The 25,434-nt window shown below is 59.3% G+C and carries 21 protein-coding genes; 12 read left to right on the top strand and 9 right to left on the bottom strand.

Annotation, left to right across the window (positions count from 1 at the left end; all coding sequences use genetic code 11):
* Positions 1-39: 39 nt before the first annotated feature.
* The 3 genes from AC13C0_RS11365 (at position 40) to AC13C0_RS11355 (ending at position 3,067) form a co-directional block, all read left to right on the top strand.
* Complete coding sequence (locus AC13C0_RS11365; protein WP_117618610.1) at positions 40-1,074, top strand: ABC transporter permease; 1,035 nt, start codon at positions 40-42, stop codon at positions 1,072-1,074.
* A gap of 10 nt (positions 1,075-1,084) precedes the next feature.
* Positions 1,085-2,143, top strand: a complete 1,059-nt coding sequence (locus AC13C0_RS11360) for a quaternary amine ABC transporter ATP-binding protein (RefSeq protein ID WP_117618611.1) — start codon at positions 1,085-1,087, stop codon at positions 2,141-2,143.
* Between the two features lie 84 nt (positions 2,144-2,227).
* Positions 2,228-3,067 carry a substrate-binding periplasmic protein gene (locus AC13C0_RS11355; RefSeq protein ID WP_117618612.1) on the top strand — a complete coding sequence of 280 codons (840 nt, stop codon included), beginning with the start codon at positions 2,228-2,230 and terminating at the stop codon, positions 3,065-3,067.
* Here the strand turns inward: AC13C0_RS11355 and AC13C0_RS11350 are convergent.
* Complete coding sequence (locus AC13C0_RS11350; protein WP_227539258.1) at positions 3,043-4,017, bottom strand: META domain-containing protein; 975 nt, start codon at positions 4,015-4,017, stop codon at positions 3,043-3,045. The genes AC13C0_RS11355 and AC13C0_RS11350 overlap by 25 nt on opposite strands.
* Positions 4,018-4,161: 144 nt before the next feature.
* Here AC13C0_RS11350 and AC13C0_RS11345 point away from each other — a divergent pair, with 144 nt between their 5' ends.
* The 5 genes from AC13C0_RS11345 to modC all read left to right on the top strand — a co-directional run bounded on the left by AC13C0_RS11345 (position 4,162) and on the right by modC (position 8,575).
* A complete protein-coding gene (locus tag AC13C0_RS11345; protein ID WP_117618614.1) occupies positions 4,162-4,899 on the top strand; it encodes a glutathione S-transferase family protein in 738 nt (245 codons plus the stop codon).
* Positions 4,900-5,119: 220 nt separating this feature from the next.
* Positions 5,120-6,052, top strand: a complete 933-nt coding sequence (locus tag AC13C0_RS11340) for an alpha/beta hydrolase (RefSeq protein ID WP_117618615.1) — start codon at positions 5,120-5,122, stop codon at positions 6,050-6,052.
* Positions 5,986-6,795, top strand: coding sequence for a molybdate ABC transporter substrate-binding protein (gene modA / locus AC13C0_RS11335; RefSeq protein WP_117618616.1), 810 nt, complete (start codon positions 5,986-5,988; stop codon positions 6,793-6,795). Before AC13C0_RS11340 ends, modA begins: the two co-directional genes overlap by 67 nt.
* 32 nt (positions 6,796-6,827) lie before the next feature.
* The gene (modB, locus tag AC13C0_RS11330) at positions 6,828-7,505 is read left to right on the top strand and encodes a molybdate ABC transporter permease subunit (RefSeq protein WP_117618617.1); all 678 of its coding nucleotides are present in this window, start codon (positions 6,828-6,830) and stop codon (positions 7,503-7,505) included.
* Positions 7,502-8,575: a molybdenum ABC transporter ATP-binding protein gene (gene modC, locus AC13C0_RS11325; protein WP_341580774.1), complete on the top strand. Its 1,074-nt coding sequence runs from the start codon at positions 7,502-7,504 to the stop codon at positions 8,573-8,575. Before modB ends, modC begins: the two co-directional genes overlap by 4 nt.
* Positions 8,576-8,598: 23 nt before the next feature.
* Here modC and crp read toward each other — a convergent pair whose 3' ends face one another.
* The gene (gene crp, locus AC13C0_RS11320) at positions 8,599-9,240 is read right to left on the bottom strand and encodes a cAMP-activated global transcriptional regulator CRP (protein WP_007153756.1); all 642 of its coding nucleotides are present in this window, start codon (positions 9,238-9,240) and stop codon (positions 8,599-8,601) included.
* A 264-nt stretch (positions 9,241-9,504) separates the two neighbouring features.
* On the opposite strand from crp, the gene AC13C0_RS11315 reads away from it, so the two are divergent.
* The 3 genes from AC13C0_RS11315 to AC13C0_RS11305 all read left to right on the top strand — a co-directional run bounded on the left by AC13C0_RS11315 (position 9,505) and on the right by AC13C0_RS11305 (position 11,964).
* Positions 9,505-9,927 carry an OsmC family protein gene (locus AC13C0_RS11315; protein ID WP_117618619.1) on the top strand — a complete coding sequence of 141 codons (423 nt, stop codon included), beginning with the start codon at positions 9,505-9,507 and terminating at the stop codon, positions 9,925-9,927.
* A gap of 260 nt (positions 9,928-10,187) precedes the next feature.
* A complete protein-coding gene (gene speD / locus AC13C0_RS11310; protein ID WP_482954392.1) occupies positions 10,188-10,982 on the top strand; it encodes an adenosylmethionine decarboxylase in 795 nt (264 codons plus the stop codon).
* A gap of 136 nt (positions 10,983-11,118) precedes the next feature.
* Complete coding sequence (locus AC13C0_RS11305) at positions 11,119-11,964, top strand: pirin family protein (protein ID WP_482954391.1); 846 nt, start codon at positions 11,119-11,121, stop codon at positions 11,962-11,964.
* A 13-nt stretch (positions 11,965-11,977) separates the two neighbouring features.
* Here AC13C0_RS11305 and AC13C0_RS11300 read toward each other — a convergent pair whose 3' ends face one another.
* Both AC13C0_RS11300 and AC13C0_RS11295 read right to left on the bottom strand, forming a co-directional pair.
* Positions 11,978-12,844, bottom strand: coding sequence for a phosphoribulokinase (locus AC13C0_RS11300; RefSeq protein WP_117618622.1), 867 nt, complete (start codon positions 12,842-12,844; stop codon positions 11,978-11,980).
* Positions 12,845-12,862: 18 nt separating this feature from the next.
* Entirely contained in the window at positions 12,863-16,627 is a 3,765-nt protein-coding gene (locus AC13C0_RS11295; RefSeq protein WP_482954390.1) for a DUF1631 family protein, read from the bottom strand.
* 168 nt (positions 16,628-16,795) lie between these two features.
* On the opposite strand from AC13C0_RS11295, the gene AC13C0_RS11290 reads away from it, so the two are divergent.
* Positions 16,796-17,866, top strand: coding sequence for an aminopeptidase (locus AC13C0_RS11290; RefSeq protein WP_117618624.1), 1,071 nt, complete (start codon positions 16,796-16,798; stop codon positions 17,864-17,866).
* Here AC13C0_RS11290 and argA read toward each other — a convergent pair.
* From argA to AC13C0_RS11265, 5 genes are all read right to left on the bottom strand, one after another.
* Positions 17,840-19,147 carry an amino-acid N-acetyltransferase gene (gene argA / locus AC13C0_RS11285; RefSeq protein WP_117618625.1) on the bottom strand — a complete coding sequence of 436 codons (1,308 nt, stop codon included), beginning with the start codon at positions 19,145-19,147 and terminating at the stop codon, positions 17,840-17,842. The genes AC13C0_RS11290 and argA overlap by 27 nt on opposite strands.
* 187 nt (positions 19,148-19,334) lie before the next feature.
* Positions 19,335-20,504: an acetylornithine deacetylase gene (gene argE / locus AC13C0_RS11280; RefSeq protein WP_117618626.1), complete on the bottom strand. Its 1,170-nt coding sequence runs from the start codon at positions 20,502-20,504 to the stop codon at positions 19,335-19,337.
* A gap of 26 nt (positions 20,505-20,530) precedes the next feature.
* On the bottom strand, positions 20,531-21,781 hold the full coding sequence (locus tag AC13C0_RS11275) for an acetylornithine deacetylase (RefSeq protein ID WP_482954389.1): 1,251 nt from the start codon (positions 21,779-21,781) through the stop codon (positions 20,531-20,533).
* Between the two features lie 23 nt (positions 21,782-21,804).
* A complete protein-coding gene (argB, locus tag AC13C0_RS11270) occupies positions 21,805-22,701 on the bottom strand; it encodes an acetylglutamate kinase (RefSeq protein WP_117618628.1) in 897 nt (298 codons plus the stop codon).
* Positions 22,702-22,760: 59 nt separating this feature from the next.
* Positions 22,761-25,403 carry a phosphomannomutase/phosphoglucomutase gene (locus tag AC13C0_RS11265; protein WP_117618629.1) on the bottom strand — a complete coding sequence of 881 codons (2,643 nt, stop codon included), beginning with the start codon at positions 25,401-25,403 and terminating at the stop codon, positions 22,761-22,763.
* Positions 25,404-25,434: the final 31 nt, after the last annotated feature.

The following is a 25,434-nucleotide window of genomic DNA, read 5'->3' as shown; positions in this document are numbered from 1 at the left end:
GATCTGATTTCAGACGCGCGCAGGAGAGACTGACCGCCCATGGCAACCTACGATTCCCTGTTTTCATCATTAGGCCTAAAAAAATGGTGCTCGGAAGGCACAAACAACGGCCCCATGTCGATGGCCGATTTGCTGAACAAAACCAGGGGAGAAAGCGCCGAACCAACATCGCTTTGGGAACTGCCGTTCCCATCCATGGATGCACTGAACGAGTCCTGTTCCGCCTTCCCCCAATCCCGGGAACTGACCAAGGGGCTTGAGCAGGGTTTTCTGGCGGTGAAGGACAGCCTAAGCCTGGTGCTCGACCCACTGACCCAGCCACTCAGCTGGTTCCTCGATGGCGCGCTTTACGCCATGCTCAGCACGCCCTGGTGGATTATTATTCCACTGTTGCTGGCGGTTGTTTATGTGGTGACCAAATCCTGGAAGTTGATGCTTTTTGTCGGGGGCAGCATCGTGCTTCTGGCGTTTATTGATCATTACGACTACGCCATGCAAACCCTGGCGATTATTCTTGTCAGCGCTTTTCTCTGTGTGCTGCTCGGGGTGCCGGTCGGCATTGCCATGGCCCGAAGCAATACACTCCAGCGACTGATCATACCGGTGCTGGACATGCTGCAGACGCTGCCGCCATTCGTGTACCTGATCCCACTGATTTTCCTGTTCAGTGTCACCGAATCAAAACTCTACGGCATCGCGATCATCCTCTACGCCATCGTTCCCGTGATCCGGCTGACCAATCTCGGTATACGGCTGGTTGATAAGGACGTCATTGAAGCTGCCGACGCCTTCGGCATGACGCCCCGACAAAAGCTCTACAAGGTCCAGATTCCGCTGGCCCTGCCCAACATCATGGCGGGTGTGAACCAGACCATCATGATGAGCCTTGCCATGGTTGTTATCGCCTCCCTGGTGTCCGCGCCCGGGCTTGGGGTGCTGGTTCTGCGTGGCATACGTAATCTGGAACTGGGCGTTGGTCTGGTATCCGGCCTGGGCATCGTGATCCTGGCGGTCATTCTCGACCGGGTAACCAAGGCATCACTGGCACGTATCAACGTTTCGCAGAAGCAGTGAGGAAAGACCCATGGCAAAAGACATCAAGATTTCGATAAGAAACCTGTTCAAGATCTTCGGCCCCACTCCGGATGTGGCGCTTGAGTATGTTCGCCAGGGCATGAACAAGGCCGATCTGCTGGAGCAGCAGAAACACGTTCTTGGCCTGAGGGACATCAATGTGGATATGCACGATGGCGAAATCACCGTGATCATGGGGCTCTCGGGTTCCGGGAAATCGACTCTGATCCGGCACCTGAACCGCCTGATTGATCCAACCGCTGGCGAGATCCGGGTCGACGGTGAGGACATCATGAACTTTAGCGAAGAACAGCTTCGTCAGCTCCGACGGGAGCGCATGTCCATGGTATTCCAGAAATTCGCCCTGCTTCCCCACAAGACCGTTCTGGAGAACGCGGGGATGGCCAAGGATATCCGCGGCTACACCACATCGGACTTCGAAGCCGATGCCAGGAAATGGCTGGCCCGGGTTGGCCTTGAAGGTAACGAATACCAGTATCCGCACCAGTTGTCTGGCGGCATGCAACAGCGCGTGGGCATTGCCCGGGCGCTGGTTTCCGACGCACCGATCATGCTGATGGACGAAGCTTTTTCAGCGCTGGACCCACTGATCCGTTCAGACATGCAGGACCTGCTGCTGGCACTGCAGGAAGAGCTGAAAAAAACCATCGTGTTCATCACCCACGATCTGGATGAAGCCCTGAAACTGGCCGACCACCTGGTAATTCTCAAGGACGGTGAAATCGTCCAGCAAGGTGATCCACAGGAGATACTGATCAACCCGGGCGATCCGTATATTGTCGACTTCATCAGTGATATTAACCGGGCACGGGTTCTCAGGGTACGTTCAGTGATGGGCCCGCCAGATTCCCGTGAAGCCACCTATGCTGGCGACATCTCGGAGAAAGATAATCTGGAGTCGGTGCTCCTGAAATCCGGCGGCGATATGTCTCTGAATTACCGGGTAATGCGGGACCAGGAGCATGTAGGCACCCTGCACATGAAAGACCTCGCCCTTGCACTGGTACCGACCCCGGCCTCAGAAGACCGGAGTAAAAGCGCAGCCTGAACGCCGCCGCAGGGTTACAAAACCGCTGCCAGGGTCTATGATCAAGGTAAAGCCGACCCCCTTCGGCACACCGGCTTTCCAACCATGTCAAGAGCCCTGGTTCTGTGTTTTACGCTCATCCTGGTCGCCTGCTCACAGTCAGAGGACCCATCAACACTGGTTCCGGAAGTGGCTGCAAAGGCGAGTGAAACTTCCCCGGCGGCCCGCGCAACGCAACCCCGCCAGAAGATCATTATTGGCGCAGATCCGTGGTGCCCCCACAACTGTGAAGCCGGCTCAGACCGTGAGGGTTACATGGTTGATATCGCCAGGGAAGTCTTTGCGCTGGCCGGAGTCGATGTCGAGTACGTCAATATGAGCTGGGCCCGGGCGATTCAGCAGGCCCGTGACGGGTACATTGATGGTGTTGTCGGGGCCTTACACGGCGATGTACCGGATTTTGTCTTCCCGGAGGAGGCTACCGGCCACACGGCGACGGCCCTGTATACCCATCCGGATAACGCCTGGAATTACAGAGGCACAGACTCTCTCAGCGATCTGACCCTGCTGGCCATCAACGGCTATTCCTATTCACCCGAGCTTGATGCCTACATTGCAGAACATCAGGATGATCCCGGAAAGGTCTGGATACTGTCCGGACCGGCTCCCCTCAGCCGGGCAATCGAATTACTGGACAAACACCGTTCGGATGTTTTCCCGGAAGACCGCGAGGTCATGGAGTTGGCACTGCAGCAGCAGGGGAACCCTATAGCCCTGCGGATGACTGATGTGATACACCAAGCCCCGATCTACATCGCGTTCTCTCCGGGGAACCAGGACTCAGAAGAGCTCAGTGACCTTCTTTCAGAAGGGACACGAGCCCTGAAGAAATCCGGGCGGATAGAGCAGATTATGGCCCGCTACGGGCTTACATGGCCGGAGTGAAAAGCCCGAATCGTATCGCCTTCCGGCGTGGACAGACGCAACTCCCCTTTTCGCCCGATTTTCGCTGAGGCGACTCTCCCCAGCAGATTGAGAAAACGATCCTCCTGTCGCATCAGAACGGGCGCACACGCCATCCGGGTTATCGCCATCGGTCCGAAGGCAATCCCTTCACCGCCAAGCTTGTAGCTGCCTGTGTAGCGGTTACACGAGGACCGGCCGGCAATCCGGTTATCCTCAAGAAACTCGATCGTGATTTGCGAACGATCAATGATTCCGCTGCCCGCGAGATTCTCCACGACCCATTCAGCACCTCTGAACAGGCGTTGCGGATCGCCACCACAGCCACTGAACTCCCCGCCATTGACGGCGAGGCGCACCTGCGCCGGATACTGGGCGCCCGACATGCTGTCCTCACAGAGCTGCTGGGCAACGGTCAGAGTAATTGACAGATCATCCAGCGTTGCAACAAATTCCCGGCCGTGCCGGTTGGCGGTCTGCAGCGCCACCGGAATGCGTCGGGTCCTTTCCTCTTCGTAGGGCCTCGTCAGCAAAAGCTCCTGACCCTCAATCGTCACATGCCAGAAAGGTTCGTTGCCCCTGGCCTCGAAAGGCATCTCCAGGCCACCCGGAGGCAGACATTCGGGATAGGTCTGCCCCTGTATGGTCAGGGTTGCTCTCTCACCCTTGTTCCAGAAACGGGTCGTTTCATCTCCCGGAGCAACATACAGAGCACCGGATGCACTCTCCGCTGGCTTCAGCAAAATGCGCCGATCGAGATAGTCTACGCTGATCAGCTTGCTATCCTCAGTGCCGGATACCCCGATCTCGAGCTGCCCGCACGAGTAAACCCCGGAAGCACGCTTACTGCCTTCGGGCAAGGAAGAGCAGGCAGTGGCGGCAAGTCCGGAGGCAGTGACGACAGACAGCATCAAAACTCGTCCTGAGTACATGGTCAGTTCCCTTGAAGACATGAATACAGACGCACAGTTTAAAACCCAACGGTCGCGAAGGCCAACGCCAAGGAATCGCGAGGCAGGGCTTCTTATACGGCGCCGCCGACATTATGCTAAAGGGCCGGATTCAGGAGACAACCCATGGCGCTGAAACTCTACCAATTTGCCATTTCCCATTACTGCGAGAAAATCCGCTGGGCCCTCGATTTTAAAGGGCTCAACTATGAAACCGTCAACCTGCTGCCCGGCCAGCATATAAAAACCGTACGAACACTGACGGGCAAGGCGTCGTCAGTTCCGGTGCTCGACCACGATGGGCAGATCGTTCAGGGCTCGGCCCGGATTCTGGACTATCTCGATGAGACCTTTCCTGAACGGTCGCTAACGCCGGATGATCCGGAATTGCGGAAGCAGGCGCTGGCCTGGGAGCATCGGCTGGATGAAGAGGCCGGGCCCGCCATTCGCTGTTACTCCTACCACCACTTTCTCCAGCGCCCGAAAATCGTTGTGCCCATGCTGGCCGCCGGTACACCGTTCTATAACCGGATACTGCTGAGCCTGACCTTCAGCCGGGTTGACGAAGTCATGCGCCAATGGATGAAGATCAACGAGAAAACCGCTGGGAAGTCCCGGCAGGTCATGGAGGGTCTGCTCAACGAACTGGCCGGCATATACAGCCAACAGGCGTTTCTGGTCGGCGACCGTTTTTCCCGGGCCGATCTGACCGCCGCAGCGCTGTTTGCACCCCTGTTCCAGCCCCCGGAATACCCGGTGCCCTGGCCCAAACCGGGGCGTATTCCGAAAGACATCAAAGCCTGGCTGGACCAGTGGCAACCTCAACTCCAGACACTGGAGAAAATTTACGCTGGTAACCGTTAAGGCAAACTGGCACTGGATGAACGGAGAGCCCCGGAGTACGGCATTACCCGACCGGTGCATTCCACTAACCTGATTGTGCTCTGGACTCACGAATACGTGGACCTGTTCCGCGACATGGCACAGCCAGGCAGATTATTGTCTCACCTCCAGCATTTATGGAAACCGCCGGAGTGGCAACGCCCGGCAACGTACAGGAATAACAAGGACCCGGGAAGGCACGATGAACAAACTCCCACTAAAGCTGAACGCAGCTGACGGCCACATTGTTTCCGGCACTGTGTTTTCCCCTGGCCATCCCCGGGCAGTCCTGGTTATCTCCCACGGTATGGCGGAGCATGCCGGCCGATATGCCGGTTTCGCCGAGTGGCTGTGCCATCACGGCATCGCCGTTGTTAGCTTTGATCACCGCGGCCACGGCCCAACCTGCACACCTGAGCAGCTGGGTCATTACAGCGATCAGAATGGCTGGCCCAAAGTCGTCGAAGACCTGCACCAGATAATCCGCTTTGCCCGGGACCAATATCCGGGCAAGCCCCTGATCCTGTTCGGCCACAGCATGGGCTCGTTCATCGCCCAGAGTTGCGTCCAGCGCCATGGCGACGCAGTGGACACCCTGATCCTCAGCGCCACCAACCGCATTCACCGCCCCGGGCTTCTGGCCTCAGGATTCCTGATCGGCCTGATCAGGCTGTTTCGCGGCCGACGCCATCGCAGCGCGACCATTGCCAGGATGACCTTCGGTAAGTTCAATAAACAGTTCCGCCCCAACCGCACGGACTGCGACTGGCTGAGCCGCGACCCGGAGCAAGTGGACAAATACCTGGCCGATCCGCTTTGCGGGTTCGAATGCACGACGGGGCTGTGGCATGATTTCGTTGAGGGTATGCTGTCCATCAACCCGGCGCTGTGGCGCAAAGACCTGCCGGTTCATCTGTTTGCGGGCACGGAAGATCCGGTCGGAGAAATGGGCCAGGGCATCCGGCACCACTTTCAGGCCATTCGCGAGGCAGGCGTTGAAACGGTCACACTCCGGCTGTTCGAGGGTGGCCGTCATGAAATGCTCAATGAAACCAACTCAGGGGAAGTATGGCAGCATATTTTGCAGTGCACTCCGGTCAACACCCGCTACTCAGAGGCCTCTGTGCCGGCCTGATCGCCCTCTCGCTCACAATGGCATCCGCAGGCAGCCAGGCAGCGATGGTCACCGCCGCGGTCGCGGCCAATTTTACCGGCACCATGGAGAAACTGATCCCCCGGTTTGAGCAACAGACCGGGCACAGGGTCCGTGCGAGCTATGGCTCAACCGGCAAGCTTTATGCTCAGGTTCGTCACGGCGCGCCGTTCGATGTTTTCCTTGCTGCCGACCAGGCCCGGCCGGAACGCCTGGAACGTGAAGGCGACGGCGTTGCGGGCACGCGCTTCACCTACGCCAGAGGGCGGCTGGTGCTCTGGAGCCGGGAAGACAATCTTTTCTCTGACCCGGAATCGTTCCTGGCCTCGGCATCTGGCCCCCGGATCGCTATTGGTAACCCCAGGACAGCCCCCTACGGCATAGCCGCAATGGAAGTGTTCGATCACCTGAATCTGTCAGAAGCCGTCCGGCCCAGGCTGGTCAGTGGCGACTCCATCGCACAGACCTTTCAGTTCGTGGCAACCGGCAACGCCGGCGCCGGCTTTGTGGCGCTGGCGCAGGTCCGTGCATGGAACAAGCCGGGAGGGTCAGTTTGGCTGGTGCCTCAGTCCCTCCACAGCCCGATTACCCAACAGGCTCAGCTACTCAAGCGTGGCAAAGACAATGCGGGAGCGGCCGCCTTTCTTGCGTTCCTCCAGAGCAAAGAGGCCCGGGCAATTATTGAAAAAGACGGCTACGATACGGAACCCATGCCGACAGACTGAGTCGGCCACCCGATTCACCGAACGGAGCATCCATGAGCCCGGAATGGCAGGCCGTCTGGCTGACCCTGAAACTTGCCGGCATCACCACCGCCTTGTTGCTCATAATCGGCACGCCCATTGCCTGGTGGCTCGCCCGCAGCCGTCACTGGTCGCGCCAGCCGATCGCAGCCCTTGTGGCCCTGCCACTGGTTTTGCCGCCGACGGTGCTTGGCTTTTATCTGCTGATACTGCTGGGCCCCGACGGCGCTATTGGTCAGCTGACGGAGAGCCTGGGCATTGGTCTGCTGCCGTTTACCTTCGAAGGCCTGGTGGTGGCTTCAGTCATCTATTCGCTGCCCTTCACCGTGCAGCCACTGCAGAATGCCTTCCTGACCATCAACGACAACCTGCTGGAAGTCGCGGCCACGCTCAGGGCCTCGCCCCGGGATCGCTTCTTCTCGGTGGTCATACCGCTGGCGCGCCCGGGCTTTCTGACGGCGGCCGTGCTCACCTTTGCCCACACCATTGGCGAATTTGGCGTGGTCCTTATGATTGGCGGCAACATTCCCGGTGAAACCAAAGTGCTCTCGGTTGCCATTTTCGACCATGTGGAAGCCCTGGAGTACACCCAGGCTCACTGGCTGTCCGCCGGCATGCTGTTGTTCTCCTTCGTGGTACTGGTCAGCCTTTACTCCCTGAACAACCGGCGGTACCCCGGGGTGGTCCGATGAGCCCCATCCAGGCCCGCTTCCAGTGCCGTTTGGAGAGCTTTCAGCTGTCTGTGGATCTGTCTTTGCCCGCCGGAGGGGTCACCGCCCTGTTTGGCCACTCCGGCTGCGGCAAGACCACCCTGTTGCGATGCATTGCCGGGCTACAGACCTCAGAGGGTTACCTGAATGTCGCGGGCGACTGCTGGCAGGACAGCTCGGGCTCCCGGCCCACGCACCTGCGTCCACTGGCCTATGTGTTCCAGGAAACCAGCCTGTTTCCCCACCTGTCTGTGCGCGGCAACCTGAACTATGGCTACCGGCGTATTCCTCCGGCTGAGCGCCGGATCCATTTCGATCAGGCGGTAAACTGGCTCGGGCTCACGCCTCTGCTGAACCGGATGCCGGCAAAACTTTCCGGCGGTGAACGCCAGCGGGTCGCCATTGCCCGGGCCCTGCTGACCAGCCCCCGGCTGCTGCTGATGGACGAGCCCCTGTCAGCGCTGGACCAGCCCAGCAAGCAGGAGATCATGCCTTATCTTGAGAACCTGCGGGGGAGCCTCGCCATTCCGGTGATCTATGTATCCCATTCAACCGCGGAAGTCGCACGCCTTGCAGATCACATCGTGATGATGGACAACGGCCGGGTCATCGCCGAAGGGCCGCTTCAGGAAACCCTGGCACGGACCGACCAGCCATTCGGCCTTGAAGCGGATGCCGGCGTGATTCTCAACGCAACCGTTGAGCAGGTTGAACCTGAGTGGCATCTATGCCGGGCGGGATTCGATGGTGGTGAGTTGTGGCTGCGCCTGCATGACGGGCTATCGCCAGGAAACCCGGTACGAGTGCAGGTTCTGGCGCGGGACATCAGTATCGCACTGGCGGCGCACCCGGATCAGAGCATTCAGAATCTGGTACCGGCAGTCATTGACGAAATTGCCCGGGAGGTAACACCGGGCACGTCGATGGTTCGTCTTCTGGCGGGGCAGACGCCTTTTCTGGCACGCCTGACAACCCGGTCACTGCATCAGTTAGATCTGGAGGCCGGAAGGAGCGTCTGGATGCAGATCAAGTCCGTGGCGATTGTCGACTGAATCACCACGAGACGCTGTTTGCCTTAGCGGGTTCCGTAAACCACCATGGTCTTGCCCTTGACCCGCACCAGCCCCTGATCTTCGAGGGTTTTCAGGACCCGACCGACCATCTCCCGGGAACAGCCAACAATGCGACCAATTTCCTGGCGGGTGATCTTGATCTGCATGCCATCCGGATGGGTCATGGCATCGGGTTCCTTGCACAGGTCGAGCAATGTCCTCGCCACACGGCCGGTGACATCCAGGAACGCCAGGTCACCCACCTTGCGAGTGGTCTGGCGCAGCCGGGAGGCCATCTGCTCGCCAATGAAGTACAGTACCCGGGGATCCTGCTGGGCAATCTCCCGGAACTTGGTATAGCTGATTTCGGCCACTTCGCATTCGGTCTTGGCCTTCACCCAGGCACTGCGGGAATCCATGTTGTCGAACAAGCCCATCTCACCGAAAAAATCACCGGCGTTAAGATAGGCCATGATCATCTCGCGGCCGTCGTCATCTTCAATGATAACGGTTACCGAGCCTTTGACGATGTAAAACAGGGAGTCACTCTTGTCCCCGGCGTAAATGATCGTACTCTTGGCTGGATAGCGCCGACGATGGCACTGTGACAGGAAGTAATCCAGATGCTTGGTTTTCTGCTCAACCGGTTTGACGATAGTGGCCATAATGCGAGTCGTGCCTCCTCAGATACTGGCGGGTCCCATTGTTTGTTATTCACCCGGCTTTCCGTGCCGGTTCGTTCTTTTTTCTTGCAAAACTGCGCAACTTATAACAAGAAGGCCTGTTGCGGGCAACCGGAAAGAGTATACAACATGTATCCGGGTCCGGCTGCTCCCTCTCGCGGGTTGTGCTAGCATCCGGCCTCATAGGATCGACATCAGCGCTGCGTGTAACACCGGCCAACTGCAATCACAACGGAGAAACACCCCATGAAAGCAACTGTCGACTGGACCGGCAACGCCAGTTTCAAAGTTACCAGTGGCAGTGGCCACAGTGTTCAGCTCGATGGCCCGCCCGATCATGGTGGCCAGAATCTGGGCCCCCGCCCGATGGAGATGCTGCTGATGGGGCTGGGTGGCTGCTCGTCCTTCGATGTCATGAGCATTCTCAACAAAAGCCGACAGGACGTGACGGCCTGCCATGCCGAGCTCGAAGCGGAGCGGGCCGATGCAGTTCCCGCGGTCTTCACCCGGATTCACCTGCACTTCGTGGTCACCGGTAGCCAGTTGAAGGAAAACCTGGTCAAGCGGGCAGTCAGCCTCTCGGCCGAGAAGTATTGCTCGGCATCCATCATGCTCGAAAAGGCCGGTGTTGCAATTACCCACAGTTACGAAATCCGCGAGGCCCAATAGCCCGGCAGGCCGGAGCCCCGGAAATCCGGCTCAGGGTGCTCTGCGGCCCATTCTCCGCAGGCCGGATGCATGGGAAGTTACGGATGCTAAAATGTCATTGCACATACTATTCAACGCCACTTGCGGTGTGCATAATACGCACCCTCTCCGCCGGTCTGCGCAAAAGGTGAACAACCCGGTCAGTAGTCGGTGGCGGCCTCGGCAGAGCATCTAACAGCAGCTCTGCAGTCATTCATCTCCACGATCCGGAGGGGCTGAGCATGGAATCAAAACTCCAGCTGCACGGTTTTAACAACCTGACCAAATCCCTGAGCTTTAACATCTACGACATCTGTTATGCGCAGACCGAAGAGCAACGTGAAGCGTACATCGACTACATCGATGAAATGTATAACGCCGAGCGCCTTACCCAGATCCTGTCTGACGTGGTCAAGATCATCGGTGCCAATATCCTCAATATTGCACGCCAGGATTATGAGCCTCACGGCGCGTCGGTTACCATGCTGATCGCCGAGCACGAACTCACCGGTGGCGAAGAGCCCGACAACGAAGAATCTCCGGGCCCGCTGCCGGATACCATTGTGGCGCACCTGGACAAGAGCCATGTGACGGTTCACACCTACCCGGAAAGCCATCCCCACGATGGCGTAAGCACGTTCCGGGCAGACATCGACGTGTCCACCTGCGGCCTGATTTCGCCGCTAAAGGTGCTGAACTACCTGATCCACAGCTTTGATTCCGATGTGGTCACCGTGGATTACCGTGTCCGTGGCTTCACCCGCGACGTGGACGGCACCAAACACTACATCGATCACGACATCAACTCGATCCAGAACTATCTGACCGAGGACACCCAGAACTCGTATCAGATGATCGACGTGAATGTGTACCAGGAAAACATGTTCCACACCAAGATGATGCTGAAGAATTTCAACCTTGATAACTATGTGTTCGGTGTCAATGCCAGTGACCTTGAGCCACGGGAAGCCCAGTCCATTGAGGATCGCCTGCGCCGGGAAATGCTGGAGATTTTCTACTCCCGCAACGTGGAATAAGTGTTCACCGGTAGCGTCCTGAACAAGGCGCCACCGGTTCTTCAGTTTTTTTGATGTCACCCGCCAGATTTCTGCGTTTTATACTCGCCTCTCCTCCCGATTAAATAGTCACCAGGGCAAACGAGAGGAGGACGCCATGACCCTGCGCTCCCTGAAACAGATTATTCCCGCACTGGAAACATCCGACGGTGCCGGTGTGCGTATCAAACGCTCCATTGGCCAGCGGCAAAATGTTCGCCTGGACCCCTTCCTGATGCTGGACGAGTTCGGCTCAGCCGAGGCGGCGGACTACATTGCCGGCTTTCCGTCCCATCCCCACCGCGGATTTGAGACCGTGACCTACATGATCGAGGGGCACATGCTCCACGAGGATCATCTCGGTAACCGTGGCAATCTGCACAACGGCGGCGTGCAGTGGATGACCGCTGGCCGTGGCATTATTCATTCGGAGATGCCCCAGCAGGAGCAAGGCGTGATGCGCGGCTTCCAGCTCTGGCTGAACCTGCCCGCCGCAGAAAAGATGACCAAGGCCGGTTACCGTGACATCCAGCCCGAAGAGATCCCGGAGATCGGCTTTGAAGGTGGCACGGTGAAGCTGATCGCCGGGGCAATGGTGGTCGATGGCCAATCCCATCACGGGGCGATGCCCGACCGCAGCACCCAACCGGTGTACGCTGACATTTACCTGGCTTCCGGCGGCAGCCTTATCCTGCCGGTTCCGGAGACTCACAACGGCATGCTGTACCTGTACGAGGGGGACGCCCGTCTCGGTGACGCGGACCTGCAGCGCAGTGCCGCCAACATCCTCGGTGACGGGGACGGGATCCATCTCCATGCCGGAACCGCGGGTGCACGCGTGCTGCTGATTGCCGGCAAGCCCATCGGTGAGCCAGTGGTTCAGTATGGTCCGTTCGTGATGAACACCCGGGAAGAAATTGAGCAGGCGCTTCGTGATTACCGGGATGGCCGCCTGACCGCTTAACAGCCGCCGGCGCTCAGGCGAACGGCTTTCGGGCCATCAGCCGCTGGACCATAGGCCTGACAATCAGGTCCATGGCCAGCGGCATTTTTGTGCCCGGAATCACCAGAGTATCGTGGCGTGACAGGCTACTGCCGGAAATCACCTGCAGCAGATACGGAAACTCAACTTCCGAGGGATCCCGGAACCGGATCACCAACATGCTCTCATCTTCGGTGGGTACGTCCCGGACCACGAAGGGATTGGAAGTATCCACCAGCGGAATGCGCTGGAAGTTGATATGAGTGTGGGAAAACTGTGGCACGATGTCGTGAACGTAATCGTCCATGCGGTTGATGATGGTCTCCACAACCGCGTCCTGACTGTATCCGCGCTTATGGGTGTCCCGGTGGATCTTCTGGATCCACTCGAGATTGACGATGGGCACCACCCCGATCAGCAGGTCCACATACTGGGCAATGTTGCAGGTTTCGCTGACCACGCCGCCATGCAGGCCCTCATAAAACAACAGGTCCGTATCCGCAGGTAATGGCCCCCAGGGCGTAAAGGTTCCGGGTTTGTGGCCGGCCGCCACCAGTTTGCGGTCTTCATCGTGCACATACTGTCGGTAACGACCATTACCGGTGTGACCGTAGTCGTAGAACAGCGCTTCCAGCTTGTCGATGTGATTGGCCGCAAGGGCAAAGTGGTTCCGCTCGCCAAACTGCCCCTTGGCCGCCAGCCGGGCCATCTGCTCCCGGTTGTAGCGGTGAAAGCTGTCACCACTGACCATAGCCGCATTCAGGCCTTCACTGGCAAACATCCGGCTGAAAATCTGGCCGGTGGTGGTAGTACCTGCCCCGGATGAGCCGGTAACAGCGATAATCGGGTGGCGTTTTGACATAGGGGCAGCCTGCCGGAATCAGGTGAGGCTGTCGAGCAAACGGGGCTTCTCGACCACAAAGCCCTGGGCGTAATCCACACCCAACTGACGGAGCATATCCAGTACATCCCGCGATTCGACCCGGGAAGCGATCACCTCCCGCTTCATGTAATGGGCCATATCCACCATAGAGCGTACCATCGCGCGGTCGGTTTCGCTGGTCGACAGCTGGCCGGTAAAGGCATTGTCAATCTTGATCAAATCCACCGGCAATGAACGCATGAACTCGAAGGAACTGGGGCCACTGCCAAAGTTACCGAGGCAGAACCGGCATCCGAGTTCCTTCATTTCCAGGATGAAATCCGCCACCGACTGGACATCGTTAATGGCGGAGGCCTCGGTGAGCTCAAACCAGAGCCGCTCGATAGGAGCGTCCTTCTCGCTCAGCTTCTCATAGATAAACTCCAGCAGTGTCTGATCATTCAGGGAGTAGCCGGAAAGGTTGATACACACACCGCCAAAATGCCGCGGGTCCGGGGCCTTCTCCCTGAGCCAGTCGAGCATGTGTCCGACTACCCAGCGGTCCACCGCCTGCATGCGGTCGTAACGCTCGGCCATACGGACAAAGTCCCGGCCGGTAATCAGGTTGCGCTCGTCATCGTACATGCTGATCAGCACTTCGTACTGGGCCGCCATGGATGCATTAGCGTGCAGGGGTATGATTTTCTGGCACCGCAACAGCATGCGCTCTTCATTCAGATTACTGAGGCTGGCCACCTTGGCGGCAATCTGCTCCTGGCGGGCCTGGTCTTCGGCGCCCAGGGCATATTCCGAAACCTTGCCATGGCCCTGCTGCCGGGACCCGGCCAACGCCTGTTCCGAGGCCCGTAACCAGCGTTCGGCACTCACCAGCGCCGGCAGCGTAGGCACCACACCGATATTGGCGGAAAGCCGGTAAACCCGGCCGCCGAAGGTAAACTCGGCTTCTTCGATAGCCTGAATGAGGTTTTTCGCCGCTTCGGTGGCACTTTCCGAGGGCACCAGCATGGCAAACTCGTTCCCTGCAAGCCGGGCCACGGGCATGCCGTCGCCCACATGGCTGCGAAGAAGGTCAGCGACCCGTTTCAGGGTTTCATCACCGGCCTGGTAGCCCGCCGTGTCGTTAAGCAGACGGAAACGGCGAAGATCCAGCCGCACCAGGGACCGCTCATCTTCCCTTCTGGCCAGCTGCTGATCCAGCATGCGTTCGAATTCACGGCGGCCCAGAAGCCTCGTCAGCTCATCGTGGGTGGAGGCCCATGACAGCTGGTCATAAACCTTGCGCACCATCCGGTCGATACTCTCATCCACCAGGGGCCGCTCATACTGGCTGTCCGGCACAATGATGCCTTTGCGCATATGCCGGGCCAAAGCGTCAAGCTCCAGTTCCACCACCCGCATACCCTGGTGATTCACAAACACAAAACGACTGAATCCGCGGGCAATCCAGACCAGCCGGATATACTGCGGTTCCTCCGGTTTTTCCTGATCCCGGAGCCAGTCCCCTGTGCGCAGTTGCTGGGCACGGTTGATCCAGCGCTGCAGGCTGCGTTGTTCGCGGTCAGATACTTTCCTGGTATCGCTCTGGTCCGGCTTTGCCGGCGGGATCTCCACCAGCTCGGGCGATTTATCCGGGCTGCGAACCAGAAACTGCTTGAGCTCGTCCCGGATCTGGGAGGACGGCATGTGATTGCTGGAAATGGAGGCGAGACCATCCTGGATCACCCGCAACAGCTCTGGCAGATTGATGGCGCTGTTGGGATCGGCGGCAAACGAAAGCAGGGAATCGATCACTGCCAGGTAATCCTGCCACAGCTGGCTGTCCGGTCCCTGACGAATCCAGGTCAGCGAGAGCAAATCCCGCCAGCCACCGTCCAGCAGACTCAGCACAGCCTTCGGCACCTTGCGCCCACCCAGCTTCTGATTCAGGACATCGGTCACGGCCTTCTTTGATTCGGCAACCTTCTGGGCGCCCTCTGCGGCGGCTGTCACCCGCTCGACATTTCTGCGATACACCAGATTCTGGCGGTCAATCAGGGTATCCAGCTCCTGAACGGTTTGCTCGAACACTCCGGTGTCCTGCTCGAAATCGGTGGTAATGCGGTGAACAAGCTCATCCACCCGACGCTGGACCACGGGATTAATCCGCCCCCCCTTGACCCCCAACTGGGCCAGACGATTCATTACGCCACGAACGGGGCTGTCCTGGTCGTCGAAAAACGCGGGATCCCGCATGACCACCTTGAGCACCGGCACTTCCAGTTGCCGCATACGCTGCTGGGCATAGTCACTGAGTTTGGGGCTTTCCACCACTGAACGGAAAAACCGGTCAACCACATCCAGTGTGCCCTGCTGCTCCTCGTTCAGCCGGTTATCACCACTTTCCCTGACCTTCTCGACAACCCGCTCCCTGAGCGGCGCCATTTCGTCCCCGGAATCCAGCGGCTGTGCCTGCAGTTGCTGCAGTTCACGCTGCAGTTCTCCGGACGATAGCGGGCGGGCGTTGGGCTGGAATGGCACAGGTTCCGGATCACCCCGCGCCACACGGCTTGCGGTCAGCGTATTGAGCAGGTTCCGTACGGTCGCGAAGGCGGTTTGCGCCGCCTGGGCGTAGCCCCGGAAGTCGCCACCGGGCATACCGGGTTTGCGGCGGGCAGCGTTTTCGGAGGCAGCGGCCTTTTCCGGTTCCGGCTCCGGGGCAGTGGCCGGTTTTTCTTCCGCACGCGGCGGTGCCGGCCTGGCCTGCGCCGGTTTTTCATCGGACTTAACACCGCCCTGTTCGCTCAAGTACTTGCTCAGATCCAGATCCGGCAGGACTCCGTGACGAATCAGGATATTGTTCAGTTCCTTGTAAAGAGGCCCCAGCTGTTGCAGAACAGCCTGTTCAAAAACCCGCAGGCAGACTTTTTCTACCTCACGGGAGGCCTTGAGCTGGTTCAGCCCACTATGGAAAGCCTCACAAACCAGTGACGGCCCGAGGGGGTTGTGATGCCCGGTGGCGTTGGCAATACCCAGGTTGTCGAGGCGCAGCTTCAGCTGGAGCAGCTCGCCCCGATACTGGGTATCCGCCTTGGTGACCATCACCCGGATGGTCAGCCAGTCCTCGAATTCGCCCTTGTCTACCACTGACAGTTCTGAACCGGGAAAGCCTCTGGGCGCCGGTTTGAGGGGAGATTCCAGGCTACGCGCCATCTGGTGCCACATGACGCGCTGACGGGCCTGGATCTGGCCCGATGCGTCCATGTATTCATTGGCCTGCTGATCATTCGGGGCTTTCCGGGCAGCCTGCCTGAGCCCCGCGACCATTTGCACAAAACAGGCATCCATCAGCGGCTCAATAAACTGAATGACCGCTTTGGCAGACTGGTGCAAAACAAACTGGACCCTGTCACTGGGGGCATGCAGGGAGGAGCGGTCCTGATTCCGGGAGCTGCCGCATTGCTGCAGCATGGCATCCACGGCTTCCGGGTTTGGCCGGGTAAAGTTCACCCCCATCGCCCCATCAATACGCCGGACGATGGCGACGTGCAGCTCATGGCGGCGAGCACCATCCAGGCCGCGGAAACGCACGATCAACTCCAGTGGTGTACCGGACGCAAAGGCCCGGTCAAGCTTGCGAGAGGTTTCGTCGGAATAGCGAACAAACAGGCCTTCCGGACAGAAATCTGAAATCTGACACGGCCAGGCCTCACCGGTTCCCAGATCAATCTGGGCAGCAAGCTTGATGGGTTGGCGGGGGCTGCTACGACGTTCTCTTGGATCCATGAGCTACCTGATATCTCGCTAAGCCGGAGTAATTGCCGGACCCACGGTCCGACACCGACTCACGTCCCTGAAACGGCGGCGGATGCCACCTGCTACTATGGGAACCCTGACAGTACTATAGCGACCTGGCCCCCACAGGCAAACCAACACACTATAACATCCTGACCCATGAAACAGCTTAGTCAGATCTATCCACTTTTGCTACTGGTAACACTGCTTAACGGGTGTACGGCCATTGGCTACTATTCCCAGGCGGTCAGTGGTCATATTTCCCTGATGGTCTCAGGGGAACCGGTGGAAGCGGTTATCGCTGACGACAGCACTCCGGCAGGGCTCCGGGACAAACTCGCCGTCTCCCGGCAGGCCCGGGAATTTGCTGCCCAGCGGCTTGCCCTGCCTGTCGGGGATGCGTTCCGTGAATACGTGGACCTTGAACGCTCCTGGGTGGTGGTCAACCTCGTGGCCGCGCCGGAGTTCTCGCTGGAGCCCCATAGCTGGTGTTACCCGATCCTCGGCTGCCAGGCCTACCGGGGGTATTTCCGCCTGAAAGATGCGCAACAGGAGCAGGTCCTGTTCCACGCCCGGGGTTTCGACACCTTCATCGGCGGGGTAACCGCCTATTCCACCCTGGGCTGGTTCGATGACCCCCTCCACACGGGCTTTACCCATTTACCGGAGGATCGGATGGTCGCCCTGATGTTTCATGAAATGGCCCACCGGGTGGTGTACATCCCCGGTGACACGGCCTTTAACGAAAGCTTCGCCACTGCCGTGGAACTGGAAGGGCTGAGACTCTGGTTGTCCGAACAGGGCAAACCCGCCCAATTCCGGCAGGCGCTGGAGCGCCTTTCGCACCGGAACCAGACCCTGGCCCTGGTTCAGGCCTTCAGTAGCCGACTGCAAGCGCTCTACGAACAGCAGGGAAGTGTGCCCGATGACCAGCTACGGGCCCGTAAGGCAGACTTGCTGGAGCAACTGGCGCAGGCCTACCAACAGATCTCAGAAGACTGGCCGGAACCAGGTCCATTCGGCCCGGCGCCGGTGACCCTTAACAATGCCAACCTCGCTCTGTTCCGGCAGTACAACCAGCATGTGCCGGCGTTCCGCCAGCTGCTCCGGGAAACCGGCTACGACTTCGCCGGTTTCTACCGCGCAGTCGACGAATTATCACAGAAACCCGAGCCTCAACGGTCAGAACTGCTCACTGACTTGTCAGAGCGGTTTAAAGAACACCTTTGAGTTCCGCTGGGTGTTGTAGGAAGCCAGCTTGGGCCCGGGCAACGCCTGCACGGTTGACGGCTGGAAGCCACGTTCCCGGAACCAGTGCTCGGTCTGGGTGGTGAGTACAAACAGCTTCCGGATACCCTGGCCCCTGGCCAGTTTCTCAACCATCGCCAGAATCTCATCGCCCCGCCCGGCCCGGCGGTAGGTCGGATCTACCGCAAAGCAGGACAACTCACCGGCGCCCTCATCCGGGTAACTATAGAGGGCAGCACAGCCCACGATAGTGCCGTCGCGCTCGGCCACCACAAACCGGTCGATTTCGGTTTCCAGCATTTCCCGGGAGCGGCGCACCAGAATGCCCTGTTCTTCCAGCGGCTGGATCAGCTCCAGAATGCCGCCAATGTCTTCCACCCTGGCCTGGCGGAACTGCTCATAGTGATCACCACTGACCAGGGTGCCGGAACCGTCCCGGGTAAACAGTTCCTCCAGCAGCGCGCCGTCGTCCACATAACTGATAATGTGCGCCCGTCGCACGCCCTTCACACAGGCATCACAGGCGGCTCTGAGCAGGTCGGCATCGTGACCGGTCACGGCACCGGCAGCAAGCCGCTCGGACGCCTGGCGCGCCGACAGCTCCCGAATCAGGGTGCCATCCTCTTCCTGCAAGCCGGGATCATCAATAAACACAATCAGTTTCTCGGCCTGCAGCGCGGCCGCCACCTGGCTGCCAACATCCTCGTAGGAGAGGTTGAAAGTGTCCCCGGTGGGCGAGTAGCCCATCGGCGGTAACAGCACAATGTGCCCCAGCTCCAGCAATTTCTCGATACCGGCGACATCGACCCGGCGAACCCTGCCGGTATGGCCGAAATCAATACCGTCCAGCACGCCCACCGGCTTGGCGGCCACATAATTGCCACTGGAAACCCGGATGCGGGCATTATGCATGGGGGAATTCACCAGCCCCATGGACAAGTGGCTCTCCAGATAGGCCCTCAGGCCACCGATCGCCTCCATCACCATGCCCAGATGATTCTCGGGCGTAATCCGCAGACTCCGGGCAAACGACGACTCCACACCGGCACCATCCAGGCGCGCCTGGATCTGCGGACGGGCGCCGAAGGCAACGACCAGCCGAACGCCGAGGCTGCTCAGCAAAGCGATGTCATGAACAATGTTGATGAAATTCTCATGCGCAATGGCATCCCCGGGAATGGTCAGCACCACCGTGTGGCCGCGATGAGCATTGATGTAGGGGGATGAGTGGCGGAATCCATGCAGCCAGTCGTTTGATTTCAATGCGAGTACTCCAATCGTTTTCTTTGGGCGGCCTGCAGATCAGTCTGACGAACACTGTCGGGGGCCCGCTCCAGAACCGTGGAGCGCCAGGGATGGCGCGACCGAGCCCTACAGGGACGTATTCACGGGCGTGTTTTGGAGCGGGCCCCCGACAGTGTTCAGCCCCCTATTTGACCCGGACTCCGAGCTAAAGGCAAAACTGCCGGATAAGCCCTTGTAGTACTCTCACCGTCGGCGCCAGCTGGGAAAGCTCGATATATTCGTCTGGCTGGTGCGCCTGATCGATGGAACCAGGCCCCATAACCAGGGTTTCCAGGCCCAGTTTCTGCAGCCAGGGGGCTTCGGTGGCAAAGGCAACGGCATGGGCCGTGTGGCCGGTCAACTGCTCGCAGGCTTTGACCAGGGCGGCATCGGCAGGGGTCTCAAACGGCGGGACACCGTCGAACAGGGGTTCGAACACCATGGACAATTCACGGCGTTCGGCCACCGGCTGGACCTTGCTGAGGATTGCCTGGCGCAGGGTTTCCATATTCATGCCCGGCAGCGGACGCAGATCAAAATGCAGCTCGCACTGGGCGCAGATGCGGTTGGGGTTATCACCGCCGTGGATGCAGCCGAGGTTCAGAGTCGGCACCTGAACCTCGAAGTTGGGGTTCCGGTACTGTGCCTGCCATGTTGACCGGAGAGCCAGCAGCTCGGTCATGGCTTCGTGCATCCCTTCCAGGGCATTTCGGCCCAGGGCCGGATTCGAGGAGTGGCCGGACTGGCCCTCAAACTTCAGGCGCTCCATCATGATGCCCTTGTGCATGCGCACAGGCCTCAGGCTGGTGGGTTCGCCGATGACCGCGTAGCGGGCCCTGGGCTTGCCGGCTTCTGCCAGGGCCCGGGCACCGTTCATGGAGCTTTCCTCGTCGGCGGTCGCCAGAATGATCAGCGGCTGCTTCAGGTCCTCAGCGGCAAAGGCCCGGGCTGCTTCGATTGCCAGCGGAAAGAAGCCTTTCATGTCACAGGTCCCCAGGCCGTACCAGCGATTGTCCCGCTCGGTCAGGGTGAAGGGATCACTCTGCCAACGCTTGTCGTCGAAGGGCACCGTATCCGTGTGCCCGGACAGCACCAGACCACCCGGGCCACTGCCCAGAGTTGCAATCAGGTTGAACTTGCCGGGCGTGCCCGGCACTGGCAGGATCTCCACGGAAAACCCAAGAGCTTCCAGCCACTCAGCCAGGGTTCGTACCACCGGTTCGTTGCTATGATCCCACTCCGCTGAGGCACTGCTGATGGACGGCAGGGATACCAGGCGGGCAAGCATGTCACGAATGCCCGGCACCGCTGAGGTATTGCTATCGGACTGCGACATAGTTTCCTCTCAGATTCCCAATGGACTCATTGTGCACGGCCGCGCCGCCACACTTCAAAGTTGGTAATGACCCGGATCAGCATCGGGTAGGCGACTTCTCCGCCCGCAACCAGCCGGGCCACCTCAAGTTCCTTTTCGCTGACACTTACCAGACGGCCGTCCACAACCTTGTCGTTGGAGAGCGTCACCCTGACCTTATGATCAATCCACTGGTCCGCATTCGCCATATCAGCCACATACCAGCCTTCGACGCCGGTGTTTTCCCGCGGCACGACAGGTGCTACGGCGACGTCTGACGTTTCCGCCATCACTGGTTGGGTTTCCGTGAGATAAACATCAGGGACCCCCGCGCCATTATAGCGCACTGGCCAGCCACGACCGGTCTGCTCCACCTCTTCAGTTCTGACCGGGATACCGAACAAGGCGTCGCCGGGCCGGAGACTCACCGTAAGCTCACCACCTTCCAGTAACCACTGCCGATACAGTGCCTTCAACTGACCACTTGGCTCCAGCCCCCGGGCTTCCAGCCCCGCTACAAGGGCGTCCAGTGAACGCCTGGCCCATTCATCGGGCTTAACGCCTGCCTCACGGGCGCAATAGGCGGCGATGCGGCGCATCAGGCCAGCATCCCGCAGGGTCAGTTGCAGGGGCTCCGTGCCGCTGGATACCGTAATTTCTCCGTCCTGCAAACGGACTCTGGCGGCTGGCCAGTCCAGTTCCAGGCTACCGGTACTGATGGTATTCAGTTCGGCATGAATACGGTCGGGATTCTGGTGCAGAAAGGCTTCGCCAGCCAGACCGGCAATCCCCATCCGGATCAGATCCCCGCTTCCAAGCTGCTGGCGAGGATCCGGGGCACAGGAGAGAACAAACAGGGCCTGCTCGCCTTCACTGTCCACACCCTCCGCAGTGACCCAGTTGCGCAACATGGCGGGGTCCAGGATCAGGCTCAGACCCTCCAGTCTTACAGACCACTGCGCCGGCATTCGGGAGGGGGCGGCGAGGCCGGTCAGCAGGTTGACCGGAGAACCCGCATCAAACTCGGCACGGGCTATGTTCAGGGGCTGGGTCAGTTCAAAATCATGCCAGCTCGCGCCGTTGAGAACCACACGACCTTCCACACCCGAACCGATGCTGCCACGGTGCAGCACTCCAAACTCCGCCAGCGCCTGCCGTGCGCCTGCCATTCGCTGGTCTGCCAACCACCAGACGCCCGTCTTGAACGCGGCAAGGCCGACCAGGGCCAGTATTACCAGCGTCGCTAACAGGCGTCTCATCCGGTAACTCCTTGCCGGGGCCTTCAGTTACGGGAAATCAGGGTGCCGACACCCTCATCGGTGAAGATTTCCAGCAGGCAGGCATGGGCAACCCTGCCGTCGATAATATGGGCCGTGCGCACGCCATTCTCCACCGCACTCAGGGCACACCGGATCTTCGGCAGCATTCCCCCGTGGATGGTGCCATCCTCAATGAGCTCATTGACCTGTTTTGCCGTCAGCCCGGTCAGCACCTTATCGTCCTTGCTCTTCAGCCCGGACACATTGGTAAGCAATATCAGCTTCTCGGCCTTCATGGCTTCCGCCACCTTGCCGGCTACCAGGTCCGCGTTAATGTTGTAGGAAGCACCGTCCGGCCCCACCCCGATGGGCGCGATCACCGGAATCACATTGCTGCGGGTGAGCATATCGATAACATCCACGTTGACACTGGCAACCTCGCCCACATGACCGATATCGATGATTTCCGGGCGTTCCAGTTCCGGAGAACGGTTAACAACTTCAAGCTTCCGCGCCCGGATCAGGTTGGCATCCTTTCCGGTGAGGCCCAATGCGGTACCACCTTGAGCATTAATCAGCGAGACAATTTCCTTGTTCACCTGCCCCCCGAGCACCATTTCCACCACATCCATGGTTTCAGCATCGGTAACCCGCATGCCGTTGACAAACCGGGATTGAATATTCAGGCGCTCCAGCAGCTCCCCGATCTGGGGGCCGCCACCGTGAACCACTATCGGGTTGATGCCCACCAGTTTCATCAGCACCACGTCACGGGCGAAGCTGCTCTTCAGGTCCTCGTTCTCCATGGCGTTGCCGCCGTACTTGATAACAACGGTCTTGCCGGTAAATCTTTGAATATAGGGCAAGCCCCGGCTGAGTACCGAAGCCACCTGCATTGCTGTTTCACGATCCAGCGTCATGTGTATGCCTTGCTAATCCTGAGTTAAAATGACCTGCGAAAACCCGCCGGGGCAGTTGTTCAGAAGTCTGCCACCAGATCCGGCGCCGCCTTCCGCAGCTGTTCCCGGAAGACAGCCTTGATGCGTTCGAGGGCGTCCTCGGTCTCTGCCTCAAAGCGCAGGACCAGAACCGGCGTGGTATTCGATGCCCGGCACAAGCCCCAGCCGTCGGCGTAATCCACCCGAATGCCGTCAATGGTACTGATGTTGCCGTCACCAAAGTCTCCCGCTTCACCGAGACGCGCAATAATCTCGAACTTGGTGCTCTCCGTCACCTCGACATTCAGCTCGGGGGTACTGACATCTTCCGGAAATTCCTCGAAGACTTCATCACTGTGACGGTCTTCGATACCCAGAATTTCAAGCAGGCGAGCGGCCGAGTAGAGGCCGTCATCGAAACCGTACCAGCGTTCCCCGAAGAAGATATGGCCGCTCATTTCACCGGCCAGCAGGGCACCGGTCTCTTTCATTTTGGCTTTCATCAGCGAATGGCCGGATTTCCACATGATCGGCCGGCCGCCGGCTTCGGAAATCACACCCGCCAGCCTGCGGCTGCACTTCACGTCATAGAGCACGTCGGCACCGGGATTCCGGGACACCACATCCCGGGCAAACAGCATCATCAGGCGGTCCGGCCAGATGATCTTGCCGGAATTGGTCACCACACCGATACGGTCGCCATCACCGTCGAAGGCCAGCCCGATATCGGCCCCTTCCGATTTCACCCGGGCGATCAGATCCACCAGGTTCGCCGGCTTACCGGGATCCGGATGGTGATTCGGGAAGTCCCCGTCCACATCGCAATACAGCGGAACCACCTCGCAGCCCAGCTCTTCAATCAGAATGGGCCCGAGCTCACCGGCGATGCCGTTACCGGCATCCACCACCACCTTGAGCGGCGCGGCCACCGCGATGTCACCGACAATCCGGTCCAGGTAGGCACGACGCACATCCTCTGAGGACTGGCTGCCCTGACCGCTGGCGAAGTCGCCGGTCTGAATACGCTGATACAGTTTTTGTATCGCCTCACCAGACAGGGCTTCCCCGCCCAGCATGATTTTCAGGCCATTGTAGTTAGCCGGATTGTGGCTTCCTGTCACCATCACGCCCGAGCCGGTCTGAAGCTCATGAGTGGCAAAATAGAGCACCGGAGTAGGCACGGCACCCACGTGAATCACGTCGCAGCCAGCCGCCATGACGCCCCGGGCAAGCGCATCGGCAAGATCCGGGCTTGAATGGCGGCCGTCGTAACCGATACACAAGCTACCGACGCCACGCTCCCGGGCTTGCGAACCAATGGCACGGCCAATGACCTGGACAATATCCGCCGTCAGCGTGTCACCGACAATGCCCCGTATGTCGTAGGCACGGAAAATATCCCGGGAAATGTCCACCTGCGGCAGAGCCACCTCCTCAACTTCGGGGGTGTCGTCAGAGCCAAAGGCGGTATCGTCGCCGCTGCCAAAGCCCAGAACATCCTCATCGCCGTCCAGCATATCGATATCCGGCATATCTTTGTCCTGAAACAACGGCTCGTCGGCACTGTGCGATGCTCCGGAGCCCGATTTTCCAGCTTTGGCGGGCTTGGGCTTCGCGGCTTCGCCGGCCTTTCCGACCCGTTTGTCGACAACCTGGGACAGCCGATAAAGCACTTCACCCGTGGACGCCACCATGTCCCAGCGAAATGCCGGGAGCTTGACCCGCTCACCGCCAAACACCTTGTGGGCCCACTGAATCAGGGCCGTCACATCCTGACGCAGACCCTTCTGGGCACCACCGAGCAGCACCCAGACAATTATGGCCGCAAGCAACACGGGGACACCCACGAGCGTTACGATCATCACGCTGCTGACCGGAGCCGCCGGCGCTTTCGCCGGAGTGTAGGCCACCGTCCAGTCCGGGTTAATAAGCGTACGGGATTCGCTATTGCCGGACCCACTGCCGTTACTGACCAGCGTGCGGGATGCCCCGGACACTGTCTGAATCAGGGCCAACTTGCCACCGAGATCTGAGTTGACCACCGTCAGCAACGGCTGAATCTGGCCGATGTCGAAGATCATCAGAAGGCTTCCGACAATGGCACTGCTCCTGGGGTTACGAACCGGTGTCGCCATCTGAACAAACCACCGGTTATCCCGGGGGAACGCATCCGGATACAACCTCTGGCCTGTCTCGGCTCGCCGGGCAAGTTCCAGGCCCGAAAAGCCCAGCAACCCGTCACCGTTTGCGGTACGGGGAACCATGCGATAGGGAAACAGATGTACGGCTTCGATTCCGGGCAGGGAATCCGCCAACGCCACTTCGGTTTCGGCAATTTCGTTTCTGCCAATGACAGCCTGGATCACATGCGGTTGCGTGGCGAGGCCATTAACGCTCTTTTGTAACTGATCGAAGTATTGATTCAGGCGCAGGGCTGCCCCGTCGGCTTCCAGCGTCTTCAGCGAGGTAAAGCGATCCGTGGCAGAGGGCTGGACCACCAGAAAATGAACCAATGCCGCCGCGATCACACCCGCCAGAACCACGATAACTGATTGCGTCACCGCCACCGAACTGAGCCGCTTGAGTTTCGGCCCCGCAGCCTTGCCTTTCTCCTTTTTCTCCGTTTTTCTTGCCGGCTTTTCATCAACGGACGCGTCGGTAGCCTTCTTCTTACCCAGCTTCATAGTCCATCCTGCAATTATGATTTTTTCGTCC

This window comes from Marinobacter sp. B-21, from assembly GCF_056857895.1.
The sequence above is the reverse complement of the archived record's forward strand: the minus strand, read 5'-3'. Positions and strand labels throughout refer to the sequence as shown.